We start from the raw sequence: 21,364 nt of genomic DNA on the forward strand, positions 1-21,364 counted from the left end.
GTACGACGATATCGCTCAAGGATCATGCGTTTATTGCCGGAGAGCGGAAAAGAAGAAGGAGGATCCGATGCAAGGAAGGGGAGCGAAGGTTTCGCGCAGAAATTTCCTCATGTTATCGGGAATGACGGCGGCTGGTGCGGCCGGGGTGCTCGGGAGGGGGCTGCCTGGGGGTCTTTCGGGCCCGCGGGAGGCGTTCGCGAAGGAGGACCGGAAAGAGGGGATGAGCGGCAGCAAGATACTGTTTTTGACGTATACGCCGCGGTCGGATTCGGAAGAGCGCGGGTACGGTCCATGGCTGCGCAAGGTGGACAATCCGTTTTTCAACAGCGTGCCGGGAATTGCGCATTACACCAATTGGAAGGTGGTCAAGGGCGGTAGTGAAGCCAATCCCTGGACGTATTTCGATTTCCTGCGGCTTGAGGATGGAGTGACATTCGAGACGGTATGGGGGAATGCGGATCTCTCGAAATTCGCGGCGGGGTGGACCAAATTGTGGGGGCGTGAGCCGGACGCCACGGACATGGCCATCAATTACCAGGTGCACATGGCTACCCTTTTAAAGCCCGGCAACCTGGACACGGCGCAGCTGACCGCGGTCGTCCTGTCGCCGGACCCGGCAGCTCTACCGGCCGACGCGGCCCTTTTTAAGATTGAGAAGCATATCCTGGGGAAGGCTGTGAGCGGACAGATCGCCGTCGTAGGCCTCGAACTGGCTAAGGGAGCCTATTCGCCGTCCTGGGGAAAGCAGATCCTCGTTGCGGAATGCGTCGCGTCTCCGAGGTGAGGAATGGCACGATGATTCTGTAATCTTTCGAGAGGCGGCGAGAGCATCTCTTTGCCTCTCTCAACTTGCAGGTTACATTCGTCACGCTTGCGGCGCCGGGAATCGGATTGCCCGGGTCCGGCCTGCAGAACGTCGACAGTAAGGCGAAGGAGGAAGGAGGCAATGCCGGTTAGAATTTCTTTACGGCCTCCTGCAGCAGTTCACGGGTCCGCCCGTCGAACCAGCAGTCGAGCAACGATTCGATCTTCGCTGCGTGATGCTTCCGGTGTCGGACACGAATGGCCTCGACCCGGTTGGCCTTGATCGCGGCAAAAGCCATCGGAGGCAAGCGGCAAAGGCCTTCCATCCTCTCCAGTGCGATCCTCTCGACGTCTTCTTTCGGGTGGATTTCGTTCAGAATCCCGAATCTTTCAGCCTCCACGGAATCGAACAGCTCACCGTTATAAAGAACGTCCGTGGCAATTCGATCGCCCGTGATCTGTCGAAGCGTCATATCGGCCAGGTACGGAACCGGGAGCCCCAGGGTAATCTCGTTCAAGCCGAACAGCGTCCTTCCGGATGCCGCGTACCGGTAGTCACAGGCAAGCAGAAAGGTGGTTCCTGCGCCAATGCAATGGCCCTTCACGGCGCAAGCGGTGGGGATCGGGAGCGTGTACAGGTCCAGGAGGATCCGGTCGTACCGGTGGAACAGATCCCCGAGGCTGTCCCGGTCCATTTCCAGGAGTTTCGGGAGATCGAACCCGATGCAGAAGAACTTTTCTCCCCCCGCGAGCACCATGCCCCTGCATTCGCCGGCGACCTTTCGTAGGAGGTCGGTCAGCTCCACTGCCAGATCGGGACTGACGGCGTTGGTCACTCCGTTATCGAAACGGAGTACGCCGATGTTATTCCGGTTTTCCTGCTTGACGAGCCCCATGATCTCATCCATCCCCGGTCGAACGACAAGGTTCCGACCGAACCTGCCTACGCGGATACCCGGATCCTGCGTAAAAGGATACTACGTTGCGAATCTCTGCGGGTGTTCCCCCCGGAAATCCACTGAGCCACTTCGTCCTTCGGATCGGTTATCCTTTTCCGGGGCGAACCGGCCTGAACCGCCGGGGCGGCACCCGTCATCCATTGGAGTGGCAAGGAATCGACGCGGAACGGAGCATCCGATGAGATATCGACCGGTTTCGATGGGAATCGCCGCGGCCGCGCTGTTCGCCGCGATCGCGGGGGGAGCGACTCCCTCCGCAGGGGAGGAAGCGTTGGTCGAAAAATACGTGCTCGGCAACGGCCTGACGGTGGTGATCCGCCCGAACCCGTCGTCGCCGGTGGTGGCGGTGCAGGCGTGGGTCAAGGCGGGAAGCACCACCGAAGCGGAGGACCGTGCGGGGATGTCCCACATCCTCGAGCACATGGCGTTCAAGGGGACGAAGCGCAGGGGGCCGGGCGAGATCGCCCGGGAGGTGGAAGGCGTGGGCGGCGAGATCAACGCCTACACCAGCTTCGACCAGACGGTCTACCACATCACGATCTCCGGGCGGTTCCTCGAGAACGCCCTCGACATCCTCTCCGACACGCTGGAGAACTCGGTCTTCGACGCCGGGGAGCTCTCCCGGGAGCTCGAGGTCATCCTCGAGGAGGTCCGGATGAACGAGGACAACCCGGGGAGGGTGATGTCGAAGGCCCTGTTCCGCGAGTCGTACCGGGTCCACCCGTACGGCCGGCCGGTCATCGGGTACGTGGACACCATCCGGAAGACCACGCGGGACGACCTGGTCGACTACTTCGACACCTGGTACGTCCCGGGGAACATGGTCCTGGTGATCGCCGGCGGGGTGGACCCGAAGGCGTCCCGCCCGATGATCGAGAGGACGTTCGGCAGGCTTCCATCGCGCCCCGTACCGGAGGTGAAGCTCCCCGCGGAGCCTCGGCAGGACGGGTTGCGCGTGGTCCTGAAGGAGAAGGACGCCCGCCGGGTGTACCTGGAGATGGGGTTCCACGGGCCGTCGATGTCCGACCCGGACGTCTACGCGTGGGACCTCCTGTCGATGATCCTCGGCAACGGCGAGACGTCGCGGCTGTACCGCCAGGTCAAGGACCGGAAAGGGCTGGTCGACTCGGTGTACGCGTCGGCGTACACGCCGAGGGACCCGGGGCTCCTCTTCGTCGGGGGGACGCTGTCCCCCGACAAGGCGAAGGAGGCGTTGCGGGAGATGCTCCTTACGACGTTCCGGGCCGCCGCCGCCCCCCCGGAAGGCCCCGAGCTTTCGCGCGCCAAGACCTCCACCGAGACCGACTTCCTCTATTCGCTCGAGTCGCAGTCCGCCCTGGCCCGCCACGTGGGATTCTATGAAACCACCCTGAACGACGCGTCGTTCGAGCGGATCTACCTTCGGAAGATCCGCGCGGTGACCGCGGAGGACATCCACGCGGTCGCGGGGAAGTATCTCGTCCCGGAGAACCTGACCGTCGCGGCGGTCCTTCCTTCGGGGCAGGCGGGGGTCCTCACCGGGGAGGACGTCCGGGTGATCGTCCGCGAGGCGCGGGAAGCCGCCTTCGCCCCGCCCCCGGGCGCGGAGAGGAAGCCGTCCGTCGTGAAGGAGGTCCTGCAAAACGGGATCCGGGTGATCGTGCGGGAGAACCGCGCGGTGCCCGTGGTCGCGGTGGAGGCCGGGTTCCTTGCGGGGGTCCGCGGGGAGCCGAAGGAGAAGGGGGGGGTTTCCAGCCTGACCGCGGGGATGCTGACGAAGGGCACGAATCGCCGCTCGGCGCGCGACATATCGGAGGCGATCGAGAACATGGGGGCCGAACTTTCCGGCTATTCGGGGAGGAACTCGTTCGGCCTGCAGGGAAAATTCCTGCGCCGGGACTTCGAGACGGGGTTCCGCCTGTTCGCCGAATCGCTCCGCGAGCCCGCCTTCCCGGCGGAGGAGCTGGAGAAGAAGCGGCGGGAAACGCTGGGGGCGCTCAAGCAGCAGAAGGACCAGCTGACCCAATGGACGTTCCTCCTCTTCCTCGGCGCCCATTACGGCGACCACCCGTACGCGCGGAATCCGGCCGGAACCGAGAATTCCGTCCTCTCGATGACGCCGGCGGACCTGAAAGGCTTCTACGAGCGGTGGGCCGATCCGCGAAACATGGTGATATCGGTGTCGGGAGACATCGGCGCGGCGGAAGCGCTGGACGCGGTCCGCCAGGCGTTCGGGGATTTCCCGCCGCGGCCTTCGTACCGTCCGCTGGGCGCCCTGCCGGTGGCCCCGCTCGACGCGATCCGCAGGGTCGAGGAACGGCGGGAGAAGCAGCAGGCGCACTTCGTGATCGGCTACCCGGGGGCCCGGTTCACCGACCCGGACCGGTACGCGCTAGACGTCCTCGGATCGGCGCTGGCCGGAATGGGCGGCCGGCTCTTCGTCAACCTGCGGGACAGGAAGTCGCTGGCGTATTCGGTCACCTCCTTCTCCTCGGAGCAGGTCGACCCGGGATTCTTCGCCTTCTACATGGGGACCAGCGCCGAGAAGCTCGACGGCGCGATCGAGGACACCCTGAAGGAGATCGGCGAGGTGAAGCGGGACGGGGTCACGCAGGAAGAGCTCGACCGGGCGAAGAAGTGGATGATCGGCAGCTACGAGATCGGCCTGCAGAGCAACTCCTCGTACGCCGACAAGATGGTTTATAACGAGTTGTACGGAGTCGGGTACGAGGAGACCTTCGCGGCGCCGGAGAAGATCGCCGCGGTGACGTTGTCCGAGGTGAACCGGCTCGCCGCCACCGTCCTCGACGTCGAAAAGTACACGATCGCGATCCTTCGGGGGAAATAGGCGTACTCCATGGCACGCAAGATGCGTTTCAACACGATAAGGAAAGGAAGAGGCGCTATTCCGCCATAAATTGTTGCCGCCATCTTCCTGCCTGCAACGTTGTATTGCGAACAAGGAGGTCCGAGGATGGCAAAGGTTTCCCGGTCGGTTCCTCTCGTTGCCCTGTTCGGGGCGATGATCTCCCTCGCCGCATCCGCTTCACCCCTCGCGCCGGCGGCTTTCGCCATGGAGGCGGTCGATTTTCCCCAGGCGGTCGCCCGGGCCCTCGAAGGCAACGCGTTCGTCTCGGTTGCGGCGGAGGAGGCGGCCGCCGCGCGAAACGACGTGGCGGCCGCCCGGGGAAACCTTCTCCCCGCCCTCCGGTTCAGGGAGGAATTCGTCCGTACCTCGGTTCCCGGCGAGGCGTTCGCCCTCAAGATGAACCAGGAGAAGCTTGCCGCGTCCGATTTCCTCGACGTGCGGAACTTCAACAGCCCTCCGCCGCGGAACGATTTCATCGCCGCGGTCACACTCGACCAGCCGTTGTTCGCTCCGAAGGCGTGGATCGGCTACGGGATGGCCCGGCGGGAAGCCGACGCGAAGTCCCTCGATCTCCGGCGAAGGAGGGAGGACGCGGTATTCGCGGTCGTGTCGTCCTACCTCGACGTCCTGACGGCGCGGCGGTTCATCGAGGTGGCGGTTCAGGGTGTGGCCGACGCGCGGGAGCACCTGCGGATCGCGGAGAGCCTTGAAGCGGCGGGAATGGGGCTAGCGTCCGACGTCCTCCGGGCGAAGGTGGCGGTCGCGGCGGCGGAGAGCGGGAAGGTGACGGCGGAGAGCCGGCTGGAGTTGGCGCGCCGCGGGCTCTCCCTCGCGATGGGGGAGCCGGGAGCGCCCCCGGTGGATGCGGGCGGCGCCATGCCCGAGTTTCCCGAACCGGAGACCGCCGGCCCGGGAACGGAGGCGCCGGGCGGCCGGCCGGACCTGCGCGCCATGTCGCTGCGCGTGGAGAACGCCGGGAGCGGCATCCGCCTCGGGAGGTCGGGTTACCTGCCGGTGGTCGGGCTTGCGGCGGCGTACCAGGTGGACGGGGAAGAGTCCCCGTTTTCCTCCGACAACCGGACGTGGAAAGTCGGCGTGGGGCTGACGTGGAATCTGTTCGACGGGATGCGCCGGGAGGCGGAGATCGCGAAGGCCGGCGCCGAGCGGAGGCGGGCGCAGGCGCTGTACCGCGGAATGCGGGACCGGGCGGCGTTCGAGGCCGCCCGGGCCGCCCTCGGGGTGCGGGAGGCCGGCCTCCGCGCGGAGATCGCGCGCGCCGCGCTTGCCTCCGCGGAGGAGGGGGTGCGCCTTCTCAAGTCCCGGTACGAGAATCAGCTCGGCCGGATGGCGGATCTCCTGGACGCGCAGACGGCCCTGGACGCCGCGCGCGCCGAATGGGTCCGCGCGGAAAACGACGTGCGGCTCTCCCGCGCGCAACGGCTGTACGCCTCCGGCGGGCTGCTCGCCTTCGCCGCGGCGTCCGGGGGAGACGGAAAGGAGAGGATCCGGTGAACGGGGCGACGACGATGTCTTCGATCGGCAAGCGGGCGGCGGTGGCCGTCGCGGCGGTTTCGGTGCTCCTGCTTCTATCCTCCTGCGGCGGGAAGGAGAAACCGGCTCTTCCCTCGCCGCGTCCCGTGGTGCGGGACGTCGAGGTGATCGTGGTCCGCCCGTCGGTCCGGGAGACGACGGCCGAGGCGATCGGGACGGTCCGCGCGAAGGCGACCGCGTCGGTCGCGCCGCAGGTGATGGGGCGACTGACCGCGGTACCGGTCGTGGAGGGGTCGATGGTGCAGGCCGGGGCGATCCTCGCGACGATCGACGACGCGACGGTCCGCGCGCAGCTCGCCGCGGCGGAAGGGTCGGTCGCGGAAGCCGAGGCGGCCGCCGAAGAGGCCGACCGTGCCGTTTCCCAGGCGGAGGCCGGGTTGGCCCTCGCGGAGAAGACGTACGGACGGTACCGGAAGCTGCTGGACGGGAAGGTGGTCACGCAGCAGGAGTTCGACGAGGTCGAGATGCGGCGCACATTGGCGGTGAAGGACCTCGAGCGGGCGCAGCAGAGGAGGGTGCAGGCGGGAGCGAAGGTCGCCCAGGCCCGCGGGCAGGCCGACGCCGCGAGGGCCGCCGTCGCGTGGACGAAGGTGACCGCTCCCTTCGCCGGGGTGGTCGTCGAGAAGCGCGCGGATGCCGGGTCGATGGCCGTTCCCGGGGTTCCGCTGTTCGTCATCGAGGATCCGCGCCGGCACCGCATCGAGGCCGCCGTCTCCGAGACGCACCTCCCGTTGCTCCGGAAGGGCGCGCCGATCCGGGTGATCCTCGACGCCGACCCGGGGAAACCGGTCCGCGCCGTCGTCACCGAGGTCGTTCCGTCCGTCGACCCGTCGACCCGGACGTTCGTCGTGAAGGCGGATCTCCCCCCGGGGACCGCCCGGTCCGGACAGTCCGGCAAGGTCCGTTTCTCCGCCGGGAAAGGCCCGGTCCTCGCCGTTCCGAAGCGGGCCGTTACCCGCGCCGGCGGTTCCGACGGACTGTTCACGGTCGGCGTCCCGGACAACGTGGCGCGCCTTTCGGTCGTAACCCTCGGCGCGGAGTCGGGGGACCTGGTGGAAATCCTCTCCGGCATCGAGGACGGGGCGCGGATCGCCCTGTCGCCGGTCGATCGCCTCTCCGACGGCGCGAGGGTGGAGGTCCGCCGGTGAACTCCTCCGGTCCGCACCGTACCCGCGGGATCGCCGGCCGGATCGCGGCCGCCTTCATCGGGTCCCGCCTGACGCCGCTGGTCGTCATCGCTTCGGTCCTGCTCGGCGTGGGCGCCGTGCTGCTCCTTCCGCGGGAGGAGGAGCCGCAGATCGTGGTGCCGATGGTCGACGTCTTCGTGCAGATGCCCGGGGCGTCGGCGAGCGAGGTGGAGAACCGGGTCACCCGGCCGATGGAGAAGCTCCTGTGGGAGATCCCGGGGGTGGAGTACATCTACTCCACGACGTCGCCCGGGCAGTCGATGGCGGTCGTCCGGTTCAAGGTGGGGGAGGACGAGGAGAAGAGCATCGTCCGCCTGAACCAGAAGATGTACGCGAACTTCGATCTGATCCCGCCCGGCGCAACGAAGCCGCTGGTCAAGCCCCGCTCCATCGACGACGTCCCGATTCTCGCGGTCACGCTCTCCTCCGACCGCCACGACCCGTTCTCCCTGCGACGGATCGCGCAGCAGCTCCACGACCAGGTGAAATCGGTCCCCGACGTCTCCGAAGTGAAGATCATCGGCGGCCAGCGACGCCATCTCCGGGTGCTGCTCGACCCGGCCCGGATGGCGGCGCGCGGCGTCGCCCCGGCCGGCCTCGCGGGAATGGTGCTGCAGGCGAACCGGCAGCTCTCCTCCGGGAGCGTCGCGGCGGGGAACCGGGAGTTCCGGGTCGAGACGGGCGGGTTGCTGCGCACGGCCGAAGACGTGGGACAGGTGGTGGCGGGCGTCGCGGGGGGACGTCCCGTCTATCTCCGGGACGTGGCGCAGATCCTGGACGGGCCGGAGGAGCCGGTCGACTACGTCTTCTTCGGGAACGGGGCCGCGGCGAAGGCGGGCGACGTCGCGGCGCGCCCCGCCGTGACGCTCTCGGTCGCCAAGCGGAAGGGGACGAACGCGACGATCGTGGCGGACCGGGTCCTCGCGAAGATCGAAGCGCTCAGAGGGACCCTCGTCCCGGCCGACGTTCAGGCGTCGGTCACGCGGAACTACGGCGAGACGGCCGCGGAGAAGTCGAACGAGCTCCTCCTTCACATGCTGATCGCCGTCGTCTCGGTGTCGATCCTCATCTGGATCACCCTCGGGTTCCGCGAGGCCGGGATCGTGGCGACCGCCATCCCCGTGACCCTCGCCCTCACCCTAACCGTCTTCTACCTCACCGGGTACACGCTGAACCGGGTGACGCTCTTCGCGCTGATATTCTCCATCGGCATCCTCGTGGACGACGCGATCGTCGTGGTCGAAAACATCGTCCGCCACTACCGGCTTCCGGAAAACCGGGGCCGCTCCGTGACCGAAATCGCCGTCGAGGCGGTGGACGAGGTGGGGAACCCCACGATCCTCGCCACCTTCGCCGTCATCGCGGCGATCCTCCCGATGGCGTTCGTCCGGGGGCTGATGGGCCCCTACATGCGGCCGATCCCGGTGGGCGCCACGGCGGCGATGCTCTTCTCGCTCCTCGTCGCCTTCGTCGTCACTCCCTGGGCCGGGGTACGCCTGCTCCGGAAGGACGCCGGGGCGCAGGATCACGCGGTCGAGGGGAGGACGACCCTTCTCTACCGCGAGGTGATGGGGCGCCTTCTCCACAGGCCCGCATGGCGGTACGGCTTCCTGTCCCTGGTCGTCGTCCTGCTGCTCGGTTCCGCGTCGCTCGTCGCGCTCCGCTGGGTGCAGGTGAAGATGCTCCCGTTCGACAACAAGAGCGAATTCCAGGTGGTGGTCGACATGCCGGAAGGTTCGACGCTCGAGCGCACCGCGGCGGCGACGCGGGAGATCGGCGCCGTCGTGGCGGCGGTCCCCGAAGTCTTGAACTACCAGATGTACGTCGGGACCTCCTCCCCGTACAACTTCAACGGGCTGGTGCGGCACTACTTCCTCCGGCGCGGCCCGAACGTGGCCGACCTCCAGGTGAACCTCGTTCCGAAGGGGGAGCGCAAGGCCCAGAGCCACGACATCGCCAAACGGGTCCGGCCGGCGATCCGGGCGGCCGCCGCGCGCTACGGCGCGAACGTGAAGGTGTCCGAGGTCCCCCCGGGGCCTCCGGTCCTCCAGACGCTGGTGGCCGAGGTGTACGGCCCCGACTACGCCGGGCAGATCGAGGTGGCGCGCAAGGTCCGGGAGATTCTTTCCGGGACGGAAGGAGTCGTCGACGTCGACTGGTACGTGGAGGACGACCAGCCGCGGTACCGGTTCGAGGTCGACTCGGCGAAGGCCGCCGTAAACGGCGTCTCCACGGAGCAGGTGGCCGAGACGCTGCGTCTCGCCGTGGACGGGGCGGGCGCCGGATTGCTCCACCGGGCGGGGGAGAAGGAGGACGTCCCGATCGTCCTGCGGCTCCCGCGGGCGGACCGGTCGAAGCTGGAGAGCCTGAAGCAGGTCCGGGTGATGGGCCGCCAGGGGAACCTCGTCCCGCTGGGCGAACTCGCCCGGGTCGTCGAGGAGACGGCGGAGAAGAGCATCTACCACAAGAACCTGATGCCCGTGGTGTACGTGACCGCCGACGTGGCCGGCGCGGTGGAAAGTCCCGTGTACGCCATCCTGTCCATCGACAGGGAGCTCGACCGGTTTACGCTCCCCGGCGGGTACCGGCTCGAGCGGCACGTGGCGGCCCAGCCGGAGAGCGACCGGAAGATCGCGATGAAGTGGGACGGCGAGTGGCACATCACCTACGAGGTGTTCCGCGACCTGGGGCTGGCGTTCGCCGCGGTGCTCGTGCTGATCTACATCCTGGTGGTCGGGTGGTTCCAGTCGTTCCGCACGCCGGTCGCGATCATGGCCGCGATCCCGTTCTCCCTCGTGGGGATCCTCCCCGCGCACGCGCTGATGGGGGCCTTCTTCACCGCCACCTCGATGATCGGGTTCATCGCGGGGGCCGGGATCGTCGTGCGGAACTCGATCATCCTCGTGGATTTCGTGGAGCTGCGCCTGGCGCAGGGGATGCCGCTCGACCAGGCGGTGATCGACGCCGGCGCCGTGCGGTTCCGCCCGATGCTGCTGACGGCCGCGGCGGTGATCGTGGGGGCGTCGGTCATCCTGTTCGACCCCATCTTCCAGGGGCTGGCGATCTCTCTGATGGCGGGGGAGGTGGCGTCGCTGCTGCTGTCGCGGATGACGGTGCCGATCCTCTTCTTCATGAGCGAGAGCCGCAGGCACGCCGGATAAGGGCACTTCCAGCGGAAGGGATGGGGCGTCCCTGAGCCCGGCTATCGCGTCGCGGGGATCTTCTTCAGGTTCTCGAGCTGCTTGGCCGCGGTCCGGACGGAGCGGGACGCCTCCTCGTTGGACGGGTCGTACGACAGGATCGTCTTCCACTGGGGGATGGCCGCCTCGATGTTCCCCTTTCGATACTCGAGGAGCCCTTTCGCCATCAGATTCGCCGAGAGCCGGTCGAGCAGGGCCTGGATTTCCGCGCGCGTGAACGGAATCTCCTTCGCCCGGACGGCAGGGTGCCCGATGTGGCGAAGGGTTCCCATCCACCGCCTCCCGGCGTCCTCCCACTTCCCCTGCGCGTACGCCGCGTCGCCGTTCTTCTTGAGCGCCTGGAGCGCCCCCTCGAATTCCCGGGCCACCCCGGCGTGCCCCGGCTGCTCCTTCCACGCGGCGGTGAACCGCTCCAGCGCGAGCTCATGCCCTCCCTCCTGCAGCGCCGCCATCCCTTCCGCGAACGTCTTGTCGGCCATCGATACCGGAGGAGGGGAGACGGGTGCGGGGGGCTTCGAGGGCGTGATCCACGGCGACTTGCTCTTCAGCCAGGCGCAGCCGGTGAACGCAAGGCAGGCGAGAAGCAGCAGCGGGATCCCGCGGCGGCGGCGGCGGATCCTCAAAGCGCCATGCTCTTCAGGGTGGTCTCGTCCGCCGGGGGAAGCTCACGGACCATCTTCGCGAACGCCCCGGCCAGCGACGGGGAGAACTGCGTGCCGCTGAACCGTAGGATCTCCTCGAGCGCGTCCTCCGTGTCGAGCGCCTGCCGGTACGGCCGATCGGTCGTCATCGCGTCGAACGCGTCCGCCAGCGCGATGATCTGCGCGTGGATCGGGATGTCGTCCCCCTTCTTCCCGTCCGGGTACCCCTCCCCGTTGTACCATTCGTGGTGCGCGCGGACCACCGGGATGTACCGGTGGAGGAACGGCGCCATCCGGAGGATGTCGGTGCCGTCCGTGGGGTGGCTCCGCATCCGCTCCTCCTCGTCGCGGGAGAGGCGCTCCTCCTTCCGGAGCACGTCGTCCGGGGTCTGGATCTTCCCGAGGTCGTGGAAGATCGCCGCGCGCTCGAGGTCGGTCAGCTCGGCCTCGTCCATCCCGAGTCGCCGTCCCAGCTCGCAGGAGAGCCGGGCGACGCGGGTGGAGTGTCCCAGCGTGTACGGGTCGCGCGCGTCCAGCGACGCGGCGATGACGCGGACCATGCCGATGTACGCCTCCTCGAGCTGGCGGGCCTGCTTCTCGAGGCCGCTCTTCTGGGCCAGGATCGTCTCCGCCATCCGGTTGAAGTTCCGGGTGAGGTCGGCCAGTTCGTCGGTGCCGGCTTCCGGGATGGGCCGGAACCCCTCCCCCCTTCCCAGCGAGAGGACTCCCTCGTGGAGACGCTTGACCGGCGTGGTGATGAGGGACGCCAGCAGCAGCGTGCCGAAGAACGCCAGACCGAGGATGACCGACGCGGCGATGATGATGGCGCGGTGGATGGAGCGGTGCGCGGCCGCGAGCGTCTCCGTGGTGAGGGCCAGGGTCGCGGTCCCCACGTTCTTTCCGGCGAACCGGATCGGCGTGTTGAACTCCATCAGGGTGCGCCCGCCCCGGATCACCTCGTCGGCCCGGGTGTCGGAGAAGGTGCCGAGGGCGGTCTGCCGCGCGGACGGTTCGAACGGCTTCCCGCGCTCCCCGACCCGGTCGTGGGCGACGATCACGTCCCCGGCATCCCGGATCGAGACGAAGGCGATGTCGGGGGCGCTCGCGCGGGTCTCCGCGGCCAGCCGGTCGAGGCCGAGGCGGTCGTTCGACAGCAGGGAGTACCCCGCGGAAAGGGCCACCACGCGGGAGATGGCGGCGCCCCGCTGCAGGAGGTCCCTGCGCAGGGCGAAGTCGGTGATCCCGGTGACCGCCCAGGCCACGGTGACGATGAGCAGGAAGACCAGGGGGAGGAGGAAACCGAACAGTTTCATTCGGATCCCGGGGGAAAACCGTCCCTTGCCCTGCCCCACCGGCCGGATGGCTTCTACATTCTTCATGCGGGTCTCTTCAAGGAAGATATATTATATGGATGCCCCCCGGGTAGCAAAGGATCCCGTCGTGAAGAATCGGGACCCCCTGGACGTCATACCCGGGAATCCAGATCACGGAGGTGGCGGATGAGATCCCCCCTGAAGTCCATGTTCCTGTCGCTGGTCGGGTCGGCGGTCCTCCTGTCGTTCGGAGCGGCCGGGGCTTCGCGCGCCGAGGTGAGCGTCAACATCAACCTGGGACCCCCGCCGATCGTGGTGGCGGAACCGCCCGCGGTGGTGATGATCCCCGAATCCCGGGTCCACTTCGTCCCCGACCCGAAGGTGGAGGTCTTCTTCTACGGCGGGTACTGGTGGTCGCCGCGGGGCGAGCGGTGGTACCGGTCCAGGGCGTACAACGGGCCGTGGGTCGTGATCGAGCACCGCCACGTGCCGCGGGCGGTCGTGTACGTCCCGCGGGATTACCGCGACCGGTGGGGTCGCGAGCGCCACGTTCCGTACGGTCAGTGGAAGAAGGACCACGAGCGGTGGGACCGCGACAACCGGAAGGCGCACCGCCGGTGGGAGAAGGAGCGGGAGAAGGAGTGGAAGGAGCGGGAGAAGGAGCGCCGCAAGGAAGGGAAGCACGAGTGGAAAGAGGAGCGGCGCGGCGGCCACGAAGACGACCGCGGTCACGGCCGTGGCCGCAGGGATTGACCGCTCAGGTGATCCGCCGGAGAATTTCGTTCGACACGAACCAGTGATTCTCCGGTATCCGGATCCGGTCCGCCTCGCGCAGAAGCATCCCGGAGTCGATTAGCCGGTCCACGGCCCCCCGCAGCGCCGAAGGCGGGGGGCCGTGCCGTTTCTCCCCCTCCACGAGGGAAATCCCCTCCTGAAGCCGCAGCCCGAAGATCAGGAAATCGATCCACGCCCGATCCCGGTCGCCGCTTTCGACGTGCGACCAGGGGAGTCGCCCCTCGCCCAGGACGCGGGAGTACTCGTCCAGGGACGGCGGGTTCTCGGTCCGGACGCCCCACGGTCCCGTTGCTTTCGGGAAGAACAGGCCGTGGGCCGAAGGGCCGAGGCCGAGATACCCTTCCCGGCGCCAATACTTCATGTTGTGGCGGCACTCCTTCCCCGGCCGGGAGAAGTTCGAGATCTCGTAATGGCGGTACCCGGTGGCGGAGAACGTCTCCCGCGCCGCTTCGTACATCCGGGCGACCGCGTCGTCGTCCGGCAGGGCGATCTCCCCGCGCGCGATCGATCCGTGGATCGGCGTTCCCGGCTCGGGGGCGAGGGCGTACGCGGAGATGTGGTCCGGAAGGAACGTGACTGCCCGATCGAGATCGGCCTGCCAGTCGTCTTGCGACTGCCCCGGGTTTCCGAAGATGAGGTCGATCCCCACGGAGGAAAAACCCGCCCTCCGCGCGTCCCGGTACGCCGCGCGCACGTCATCGACCGAATGGATCCGGCCGAGCGCCGATAGCGTCGCGGGGCGGAACGACTGGACCCCGAGGCTCACGCGGGTGAACCCGCCGTCGCGAAGCCGGAGGAAGTCGTCCCCCGTCACGGTCCCCGGGTTCGCCTCGACGGTGATCTCCGATCCGTCCGCGAGAGGGAGCCGTCGCCGGATCGCCGAAAGGAGCGCGACGAGCCGGGAAGCGCCCAGCACGGTCGGCGTCCCCCCGCCGAAGTACACCGTGTCGGCCGGGACATCCGCCTCGGAGGGATGGTCGCGCAGCAGGAGTTCGATCTCCCGCGCGACGAGGCCCGCGAACCCATCCTTCGCCTCCTCGCCGGACACCACGGAGTAGAAGTCGCAATACCCGCACTTCCGCGCGCAGAACGGAACGTGTACGTAGATCCCCCGCATCGCCCCATTCTCCGCCAAGCGCTTGTGGTCGGCAACTACGCGGATTACGGGTCGCAACGAAGCAGGGGGCTCCCCGTTCGCATGCGCCGACAGGCTCCCCGTCTCCGAACAGCGAACGTGGTATGCGCTACTCTCCCCGCCCTTCGGTCAGCCTTCTCGCCCCGAACACATCTATTTCATCAATAGTGCGGGTTCTCCGCCGGTTCCGCGCTGTCGGCTCCGCTCAGGGGACCCCCTGCTCCGTACGCTCCCATGTCGGCGTGCGGAGTGACGCAGCGGGGGGTTCCTCGTGCCCCCGAGGCATTTCTCCGCGGGGGTACCCCGACGGCGCGAAGCTCGTGTCGGGGCAGGGGGCCCTGTACTTCCCGCTGGAAGGGTACCCCACCGATACGGTTTCTCCCGGTGGGGCAGCGTGTGGAGCGAGGCGGAGATTGCGTCGAGTGGAACCCGCAGTGAGCGGACGAAGGTCGCGAACGTCCCCGAGAGGAAGCCCCCCGCGAGGAACGAAGCACCTATTCGAGGGAGCGTATGGGGCGGACCGCCCTCGCGGCGTGCGACCTGACATCCGGCCGCGGTCCTTTCCGGTTGACACGTTCCGCCGCGATGCGTTAATGGTATGCTGTTCGATGAATCACCATTCATTTTCGCCCCGGTCCCGGTCGAATCCGACTCGACAGGAGGTACGAACCGATGTTCCCGAAAATCCGCAGGGTGGCCGTCCTCGGCGCCGGCGTGATGGGTTCCGGCATCGCCGCGCACATGGCCAACGCCGGCATCCCCTGCCTCATGCTCGACATCGTCCCGCCCGCGCTGTCCGACGACGAGAGGAAGAAGGGACTGACGGAGAAGAGCCCGGCCTTCCGCAACCGTTTCGCCCTCAAGGGGCTCGAGACGATCCGGAAGAGCCGCCCGTCGCTCCTCTACTCGCGCAAGGACATCGGGATGATCGCCATCGGCAACTTCGAGGACGACTTCGGGAAGATCGCGGAGTGCGACTGGATCGTCGAGGTGGTCGTCGAGAACCTCGCGATCAAGCAGTCGCTCTACGCCCGGATCGAGGCGATCTGGAAGCCGGGGACCCTCGTTTCGTCGAACACCTCCGGCATTTCGATCGCCGGGATGATGGAGGGGCGGAGCGAGGCGTTCCGCCGCCACTTCCTCGTCACCCACTTCTTCAACCCGGTCCGGTACATGAAGCTCCTCGAGCTCGTGGCGGGGACGGACACCGACCCGGAGATCGTCTCCGGCATGGCGGAGTTCGGCGAGCGGGTGCTGGGGAAGGGGATCGTCCACGGAAAGGACACGCCGAACTTCGTCGGAAACCGGGTCGGGGTGTACGCGATGATGTACGCGATGCACGCGATGGTCCGCGACGGCCTCACGATCGAGGAGGTCGACAAGGTGCTCGGCCCCGCGATGGGGCGTCCCAAGTCCGCCGCTTTCGGCACCGCCGACCTCGTGGGGCTCGACACGCTCCTCCACGTCGCCGACAACGTGTATTCGAACCTCCCCGGCGACCCGGACCGCGACCGGTTCCTCCCCCCGCCGTTCGTGAAGGAGATGGTGAAGCGGGGGCTGCTCGGCCGAAAGTCGGGCGCCGGCTTCTTCAAGATGGAAGGGAAGGGGGAGAACAAGCGGAAGTTCGTCCTCGACTACAACGCGGTCGACTACCGGCCGGCGGGGAAGGTCTCCTTCGCCTCCCTCGACGCCGCGAAGGGCGAAGAGGAGGTCGGCCCGCGGATCCGGAAGGTCGTCTCGGGGGACGACAAGGCGGCGAAGTACGCCTGGGACGTCCTCGCCGAATCCCTGATCTACTCGGCGAAGCGGATCCCGGAGATCGCCGGAGACGTGTACAACGTCGACAACGCGATGAAGTGGGGCTTCAACTGGACCCTCGGGCCGTTCGAGACGTGGGACGCCGTGGGAGTGGCCGAATCGGTCGCCCGCATGAAGGGGGAGGGGAGGGCGGTCCCGGGCAACGTCGAGCGGATGCTCGCCTCCGGCGCCTCCTCCTTCTACCGCCGCGTCGAGGGGACCCTCGAGTTCTACGACTTCGAAAAGGGCGGGTACCTCCCCGCGCCGGTCTCGCCGGACGTGATCTTCCTCCCGTCCCTCGCCGACCGGAAGAAGGTGGTGCGGAAAAACGCCGGGGCGACGCTCTACGACATCGGCGACGGCGTGCTGTGCCTCGAGTTCCACACGAAGATGAACGCGATCGACGGCGACATCGTATCGATGATGAACGAGGGCGTGGAGCTGGCGGAGAAGGAGTACGCCGGGCTCGTGATCGCCAACCACGCGGACCATTTCTGCGCCGGGGCGAACCTGATGATGGTCTTCCTGGCCGCGCAGAACAGGCAGTTCGACGACATCGAGAGGATGGTCAAGGCGTTCCAGGACGCCTGCATGCGGCTGCGGTACTCCGGGCGGCCGGTCGTCGCGGCCCCGGCCGGCATGGCGCTGGGCGGCGGGACCGAGATCTGCCTCGGGGCCGACCGGATCCGCGCCGCCGCCGAGACGTACATGGGGCTGGTGGAGGTGGGCGTCGGCCTGCTGCCCGCCGGCGGGGGGTTGAAGGAACTCGCGATCCGCCACCTCGATGCGATTCCGGACGGGGTCTCCGCCGACCCGATGCCGTTCCTCCGGAAGGCGTTCGAGACGGCGGGGATGGCGAAGGTCTCCACGTCGGCGAAGGAGGCCCGCGAGCTCGGGTTCCTGCGCCCCTGGGACCGGATCACGATCCAGCGCGACTTCCTGATCCACGACGCGAAGAACACCGTGCTGGGGATGGTCAGGGAAGGGTACGAGACGCCGCGCCCGCGGACCGACGTCGCCGTTCCGGGGCGGTCCGCCTTCTCCGCGTTCGCCTACGGGCTCTACGCGATGAAGGCGGCGGGCCAGATCAGCGAGCACGACGAGAAGATCGGGAAGAAGATCGCCCGCGTGCTCGTCGGCGGCGACGTTCCGCCCGGAACGAGGCTCTCCGAGCAGGATTTCCTCGACATGGAGCGCGAGGCGTTCATGTCATTGTGCGCCGAGGAGAAGACGCAGGCCCGGATCCAGTTCATGCTGATGAAGGGGAAGCCGCTGCGGAATTAGGCGGCAGGGAGGATACTTCGATGACGAAAGCGTACATCATCTCTTCGGTGCGCACGGCGGTGGGCCGGGCGTACCGCGGCAACCTGAAGGACACCCGCCCCGACGACCTGGGCGCTGCGGCGATCCGCGGGGCGCTCGCGCAGGTGCCCAACCTCGACCCGGCGCGCATCGACGACGTGATCCTGGGGTGCGCGATGCCCGAGGGGGAGCAGGGGATGAACGTGGCGCGGATCTGCTCCCTCAAGGCGGGGCTTCCCGACAGCGTCCCCGCGATGACGGTCAACCGGTTCTGCTCCTCGGGGCTCCAGGCGATCGCCATGGCGGCGGACCGGATCATGGCGGGGTTCGCCGACGTGATCGTCGCGGGAGGCACGGAGTCGATGACGATGGTCCCGATGGGCGGGAACAAGCCGTCCTTCAACCCGGAGATCGTCGAGAACCGTCCCGAGGTGTTCCTGCCGATGGGGCTGACCGCCGAGGAGGTCGCCCGCCGGTTCCAGGTGACGCGGGAGGACCAGGACCAGTTCGCCTACCACAGCCACCGCAAGGCGATGGAGGCGATCCGGGCGGGGAAATTCCGCGACGAGATCGTCCCCGTCCCGACCGTCGTCTTCCGCGAGGACGAGGCCGGGAAGCCGGTCCGCCGGGAGATCGTCTTCGAGGTCGACGAGGGGCCCCGGGCGGACACCACGGTCGAGGCGCTGGCGAAGCTCAAGCCCGCCTTCGACGCGCGGGGAACGGTGACCGCGGGGAATTCGTCCCAGATGAGCGACGGCGCGGCCGCGTCGATCGTGGTGTCGGAGAAGGCGCTCAAGGGGCTGGGCGTCGAGCCGTTGGCGCGCTTCCTCGGGTTCGCGGCGGCGGGCGTCGCCCCGGAAGTCATGGGAATCGGGCCGATCGAGGCGATCCCGAAGCTGCTGAAGCGGGTCCGGATCAAGAGCACCCGGCTCGACCTGGTCGAGCTGAACGAGGCGTTCGCCGCCCAGTCGCTCCCCGTCATCCGGGAGCTTTCGCTCGACCCGGACCGGGTGAACGTCAACGGCGGCGCGATCGCGCTCGGCCACCCGCTCGGGTGCACGGGCGCAAAGCTCACCGCCACGCTCCTCCACGAGATGAAGCGGCGCGGCGCGGCCCTCGGGCTGGTGTCGATGTGCATCGGGGGCGGGATGGGGGCCGCGGGGCTGTTCGAGCGGTCCTGAAAGAGCGTAGAATCGGGGAAGCAGCCACCTTTTCCTGACCCGACCGCCGGCGGTCCGGCGGCGAGAACGGGGGTCGGTTTCCTCCGATGAAATTCCGGAAGGACAGGTATCTCTCCGTTTTCGGGAATCTTCCCAATCCCGCGTTCCTCTTCGACCGCGACGGCCGGCTGGAGAACATGAACCGCGCCGCCGCCCTGCTGCTCGGCGAAAGCTTCGAGCCGGGGCGGACGGGTCGCGGGAACGCACCCCGGGGGGAACCTCCTCCCGTTCTCGCCGAGGATCTGGCCCGCTTCCTCGAGGCCGACATCCCGTCCCGGGGGTTCGAGAAGGCGATCGAAACGCCCGCGGGGCTTTGCCACTACCAGGTGGAGATGCGGCGGACGAACGACGCCTCCGGGAAGATCGACGGAACGGTGGTCATCCTCAACGACATCACGCGCCGGAAGGAGGCCGAGGAGACCCTTCAGGTCCTCCTGGACGAGATGGAGGCCCGGGTGGAGGAGCGGGCCGGGGAGGAGGAGCGGACGCAGCGGCACCTCAACCGGGCGCTGCGGATGATGTGGGGGTGCGGCCGGGCCCTTCTCGACGCGAAGGACGAGACGGAGCTGCTCTCCGAGGTGTGCCGGATCGCCGTCGAGGTGGGCGGATACCGGCTCGTGTGGGCGGGATTCGCGGAGGACGATCCGGGAAAGACCGTGCGTCCGGTCGCCCAGTCCGGGTTCGAGGACGGGTACCTGCAGAACCTCTCGATCACCTGGGCGGACGCCCCCCGGGGCCGAGGTCCTACCGGAACCGCCATCCGCTCGTGCGCTCCCGTCGTGGCGCACAACCTCCAGTCGGATCCCCAGTACGCTCCGTGGCGCGAGGAGGCCCTCTCCCGGGGGTTTCGTTCGAGCGCCGCCTTCCCGCTGGGACGCGACGGCAGGCCGCTGGGGTCGCTCAACATCTACGCGTCCGAACCCGACGCGTTTTCCGGGAAGGAAGTCGAGCTCCTCTCGGAGCTCGCCGACACCCTCGCCTACGGCATCCGGTCCCTCCGCGCGGAAACGGCCCGCAGAAGGGAGGAGGATCGCCGCGAGGTGGCGGAGGTCCGGCTGCGGCGCGCCCAGCGGATGGAGTCGGTCGCGAAGCTGGCGGGAGGGGTCGCGCACAACCTGAACAACCTGCTGACCGTCATCAACGGGTACGGCTTCCTTCTCGAGAAGGAGCTGCCCGATGCCGACCCGCGAAAGAGGATGGCGGAGGAGGTGCTCCGGTCGGGCCAGCGCGCGGCGGAGCTCACGAATCAGCTGCTGGCCTACAGCCGGCAGCAGATGCTCTCCCCCAGGGAGCTGGAGGTGGGGGGGCTGCTTCGGGAGATGGAGCCGGGATTGCGGGAGATCTGCGGACCGGGGATCGCACTCTCCGTGGCCGCCGGGCGATCCGTGCTCCGGGTCGACCCGGAAGGGTTCCGCCAGATGCTGTTCCGGCTCCTGACCCACTCGTGCGAGGAGATGGAACGGGTGGGCGAGGTGGAGATCCGCGCCTTCGACGCGAACCTTCTACCCGGGGAGGCTCCCCCGGAGGTGGGCCTTACGGCGGGCGAATATCTGGTCCTGTCGGTCCGGGACACGGGTCCGACGATGGACAAGGAATCCCGGTCCCATGTTTTCGATCCGTTCCTCCGCCCGCTGGAATCCGGAGCCGGGCTCGAGCTGTCCTCGGTGTACGGCTTCGTGAAGCAGAGCGGGGGATACATTTGGGTGGACGGCGAGCCGGGAGCCGGGAACCGGTTCATCGCCTGTTTTCCGAAGCCCGGGAAGTCCGAGTGACCCGCCGCACGAAAAAGGTTGACAGGATTTCCCCTTACTTATAATCTATATACCCTATAAATTACATCGTCTTTCGTGATTCCCTGAATCGAAAGGAGATCCAGGATGTCCGCTCCACTCAAACCGGAAACCATCGCTCTCCACGGGGGGCAGAAGGCGGACCCGACGACGGGCGCCAGGGCGGTTCCCATCTACCAGACGACCTCGTACGTCTTCCACGACTCCGCCCACGCGGCGCGCCTGTTCGCCCTGCAGGAGTTCGGGAACATCTACACCCGGATCATGAACCCGACCACCGACGTCTTCGAGCAGCGGATCGCGCAGCTCGAAGGGGGGACGGGGGCCGTTGCGGTCGCCTCCGGGCAGGCGGCGGAGACCCTGGCGCTGCTCAACATCGCCCGGTCCGGGGACGAGATCATCTCCTCCGCGTCCCTGTACGGGGGAACGTACAACCTCTTCTCCAACACGTTCCCGCGGATGGGGATCGACGTGAAGTTCGTGGACCCGAAGGATCCCGCGAACTTCCGGAAGGCGCTCACGAAGAAGACGAAGGCGATCTTCGCCGAGACGGTGGGGAACCCGAAGCTCGACACCCTCGACTTCGCCGCGGTGTCCGCGGTCGCCCACGGCGCGGGGATCCCGCTGGTGGTGGACAACACGATGCCCACCCCGTTCCTCATGCGCCCGTTCGACCACGGGGCGGACGTCGTCATCCACTCCGCGACCAAGTTCATCGGCGGCCACGGCACTTCGATCGGCGGGGTGGTGGTCGATTCCGGGAAGTTCGACTGGGGGAACGGGAACTTCCCCGAGTACACCGAGCCCGATCCGTCGTACCAC

General features: G+C 67.8%; 14 protein-coding genes. 10 read left to right on the forward strand and 4 right to left on the reverse strand.

The window, feature by feature from the left end:
* Nucleotides 1–220: 220 nt before the first annotated feature.
* Nucleotides 221–784 carry a hypothetical protein gene (locus tag HZB86_06405; protein ID MBI5905168.1) on the forward strand — a complete coding sequence of 188 codons (564 nt, stop codon included), beginning with the start codon at nt 221–223 and terminating at the stop codon, nt 782–784.
* 169 nt (nt 785–953) lie between these two features.
* Here the strand turns inward: HZB86_06405 and HZB86_06410 are convergent, their stop codons facing one another.
* On the reverse strand, nt 954–1,712 hold the full coding sequence (locus tag HZB86_06410; protein ID MBI5905169.1) for an enoyl-CoA hydratase/isomerase family protein: 759 nt from the start codon (nt 1,710–1,712) through the stop codon (nt 954–956).
* Nucleotides 1,713–1,941: 229 nt separating this feature from the next.
* Between HZB86_06410 and HZB86_06415 the strand changes: the two genes are divergently transcribed.
* The 4 genes from HZB86_06415 to HZB86_06430 all read left to right on the forward strand — a co-directional run bounded on the left by HZB86_06415 (nt 1,942) and on the right by HZB86_06430 (nt 10,510).
* Entirely contained in the window at nt 1,942–4,590 is a 2,649-nt protein-coding gene (locus HZB86_06415) for an insulinase family protein (GenBank protein MBI5905170.1), read from the forward strand.
* A gap of 126 nt (nt 4,591–4,716) precedes the next feature.
* Nucleotides 4,717–6,123 carry a TolC family protein gene (locus tag HZB86_06420; GenBank protein ID MBI5905171.1) on the forward strand — a complete coding sequence of 469 codons (1,407 nt, stop codon included), beginning with the start codon at nt 4,717–4,719 and terminating at the stop codon, nt 6,121–6,123.
* Complete coding sequence (locus HZB86_06425) at nt 6,120–7,310, forward strand: efflux RND transporter periplasmic adaptor subunit (protein ID MBI5905172.1); 1,191 nt, start codon at nt 6,120–6,122, stop codon at nt 7,308–7,310. Before HZB86_06420 ends, HZB86_06425 begins: the two co-directional genes overlap by 4 nt.
* Nucleotides 7,307–10,510 (forward strand): efflux RND transporter permease subunit, encoded by a 3,204-nt coding sequence (locus HZB86_06430; GenBank protein MBI5905173.1) that lies wholly within the window; start codon nt 7,307–7,309, stop codon nt 10,508–10,510. Before HZB86_06425 ends, HZB86_06430 begins: the two co-directional genes overlap by 4 nt.
* A gap of 41 nt (nt 10,511–10,551) precedes the next feature.
* On the opposite strand, the gene HZB86_06435 is transcribed toward HZB86_06430, so the two are convergent.
* Entirely contained in the window at nt 10,552–11,172 is a 621-nt protein-coding gene (locus HZB86_06435) for a hypothetical protein (GenBank protein ID MBI5905174.1), read from the reverse strand.
* The gene (locus HZB86_06440; protein ID MBI5905175.1) at nt 11,169–12,503 is read right to left on the reverse strand and encodes an HD domain-containing protein; all 1,335 of its coding nucleotides are present in this window, start codon (nt 12,501–12,503) and stop codon (nt 11,169–11,171) included. The genes HZB86_06435 and HZB86_06440 overlap by 4 nt, the downstream gene beginning before the upstream one ends.
* A gap of 186 nt (nt 12,504–12,689) precedes the next feature.
* Here HZB86_06440 and HZB86_06445 point away from each other — a divergent pair, with 186 nt between their 5' ends.
* Nucleotides 12,690–13,256: a hypothetical protein gene (locus HZB86_06445; protein MBI5905176.1), complete on the forward strand. Its 567-nt coding sequence runs from the start codon at nt 12,690–12,692 to the stop codon at nt 13,254–13,256.
* Between the two features lie 4 nt (nt 13,257–13,260).
* Here the strand turns inward: HZB86_06445 and hemW are convergent, their stop codons facing one another.
* Nucleotides 13,261–14,415, reverse strand: coding sequence for a radical SAM family heme chaperone HemW (hemW, locus tag HZB86_06450; GenBank protein MBI5905177.1), 1,155 nt, complete (start codon nt 14,413–14,415; stop codon nt 13,261–13,263).
* Nucleotides 14,416–15,105: 690 nt separating this feature from the next.
* Between hemW and HZB86_06455 the strand changes: the two genes are divergently transcribed.
* The 4 genes from HZB86_06455 to HZB86_06470 form a co-directional block, all read left to right on the forward strand.
* Entirely contained in the window at nt 15,106–17,514 is a 2,409-nt protein-coding gene (locus tag HZB86_06455; protein MBI5905178.1) for a 3-hydroxyacyl-CoA dehydrogenase/enoyl-CoA hydratase family protein, read from the forward strand.
* Between the two features lie 20 nt (nt 17,515–17,534).
* Nucleotides 17,535–18,713, forward strand: coding sequence for an acetyl-CoA C-acyltransferase (locus tag HZB86_06460; GenBank protein ID MBI5905179.1), 1,179 nt, complete (start codon nt 17,535–17,537; stop codon nt 18,711–18,713).
* An 86-nt stretch (nt 18,714–18,799) separates the two neighbouring features.
* Nucleotides 18,800–20,524 (forward strand): GAF domain-containing protein, encoded by a 1,725-nt coding sequence (locus HZB86_06465; GenBank protein ID MBI5905180.1) that lies wholly within the window; start codon nt 18,800–18,802, stop codon nt 20,522–20,524.
* A 105-nt stretch (nt 20,525–20,629) separates the two neighbouring features.
* The coding region (locus HZB86_06470; protein MBI5905181.1) for an aminotransferase class I/II-fold pyridoxal phosphate-dependent enzyme at nt 20,630–21,364 on the forward strand (735 nt) is incomplete at its 3' end.

The organism is Deltaproteobacteria bacterium (genome assembly GCA_016234845.1).
In the GTDB taxonomy this organism is placed as follows: domain Bacteria; phylum Desulfobacterota; class Deferrimicrobia; order Deferrimicrobiales; family Deferrimicrobiaceae; genus JACRNP01.

Excerpts from the sequence above, each read along its gene's own strand:
- HZB86_06445 (MBI5905176.1), top strand. The coding sequence starts at position 12,690 with ATGAGATCCCCCCTGAAGTCCATGTTCCTGTCGCTGGTCGGGTCGGCG.
- HZB86_06415 (MBI5905170.1), top strand. The coding sequence starts at position 1,942 with ATGAGATATCGACCGGTTTCGATGGGAATCGCCGCGGCCGCGCTGTTC.
- HZB86_06405 (MBI5905168.1), top strand. The coding sequence starts at position 221 with ATGAGCGGCAGCAAGATACTGTTTTTGACGTATACGCCGCGGTCGGAT.
- HZB86_06410 (MBI5905169.1), bottom strand. The coding sequence starts at position 1,712 with ATGGATGAGATCATGGGGCTCGTCAAGCAGGAAAACCGGAATAACATC.
- HZB86_06455 (MBI5905178.1), top strand. The coding sequence starts at position 15,106 with ATGTTCCCGAAAATCCGCAGGGTGGCCGTCCTCGGCGCCGGCGTGATG.
- HZB86_06420 (MBI5905171.1), top strand. The coding sequence starts at position 4,717 with ATGGCAAAGGTTTCCCGGTCGGTTCCTCTCGTTGCCCTGTTCGGGGCG.
- hemW (MBI5905177.1), bottom strand. The coding sequence starts at position 14,415 with ATGCGGGGGATCTACGTACACGTTCCGTTCTGCGCGCGGAAGTGCGGG.
- HZB86_06460 (MBI5905179.1), top strand. The coding sequence starts at position 17,535 with ATGACGAAAGCGTACATCATCTCTTCGGTGCGCACGGCGGTGGGCCGG.
- HZB86_06440 (MBI5905175.1), bottom strand. The coding sequence starts at position 12,503 with ATGAAACTGTTCGGTTTCCTCCTCCCCCTGGTCTTCCTGCTCATCGTC.
- HZB86_06465 (MBI5905180.1), top strand. The coding sequence starts at position 18,800 with ATGAAATTCCGGAAGGACAGGTATCTCTCCGTTTTCGGGAATCTTCCC.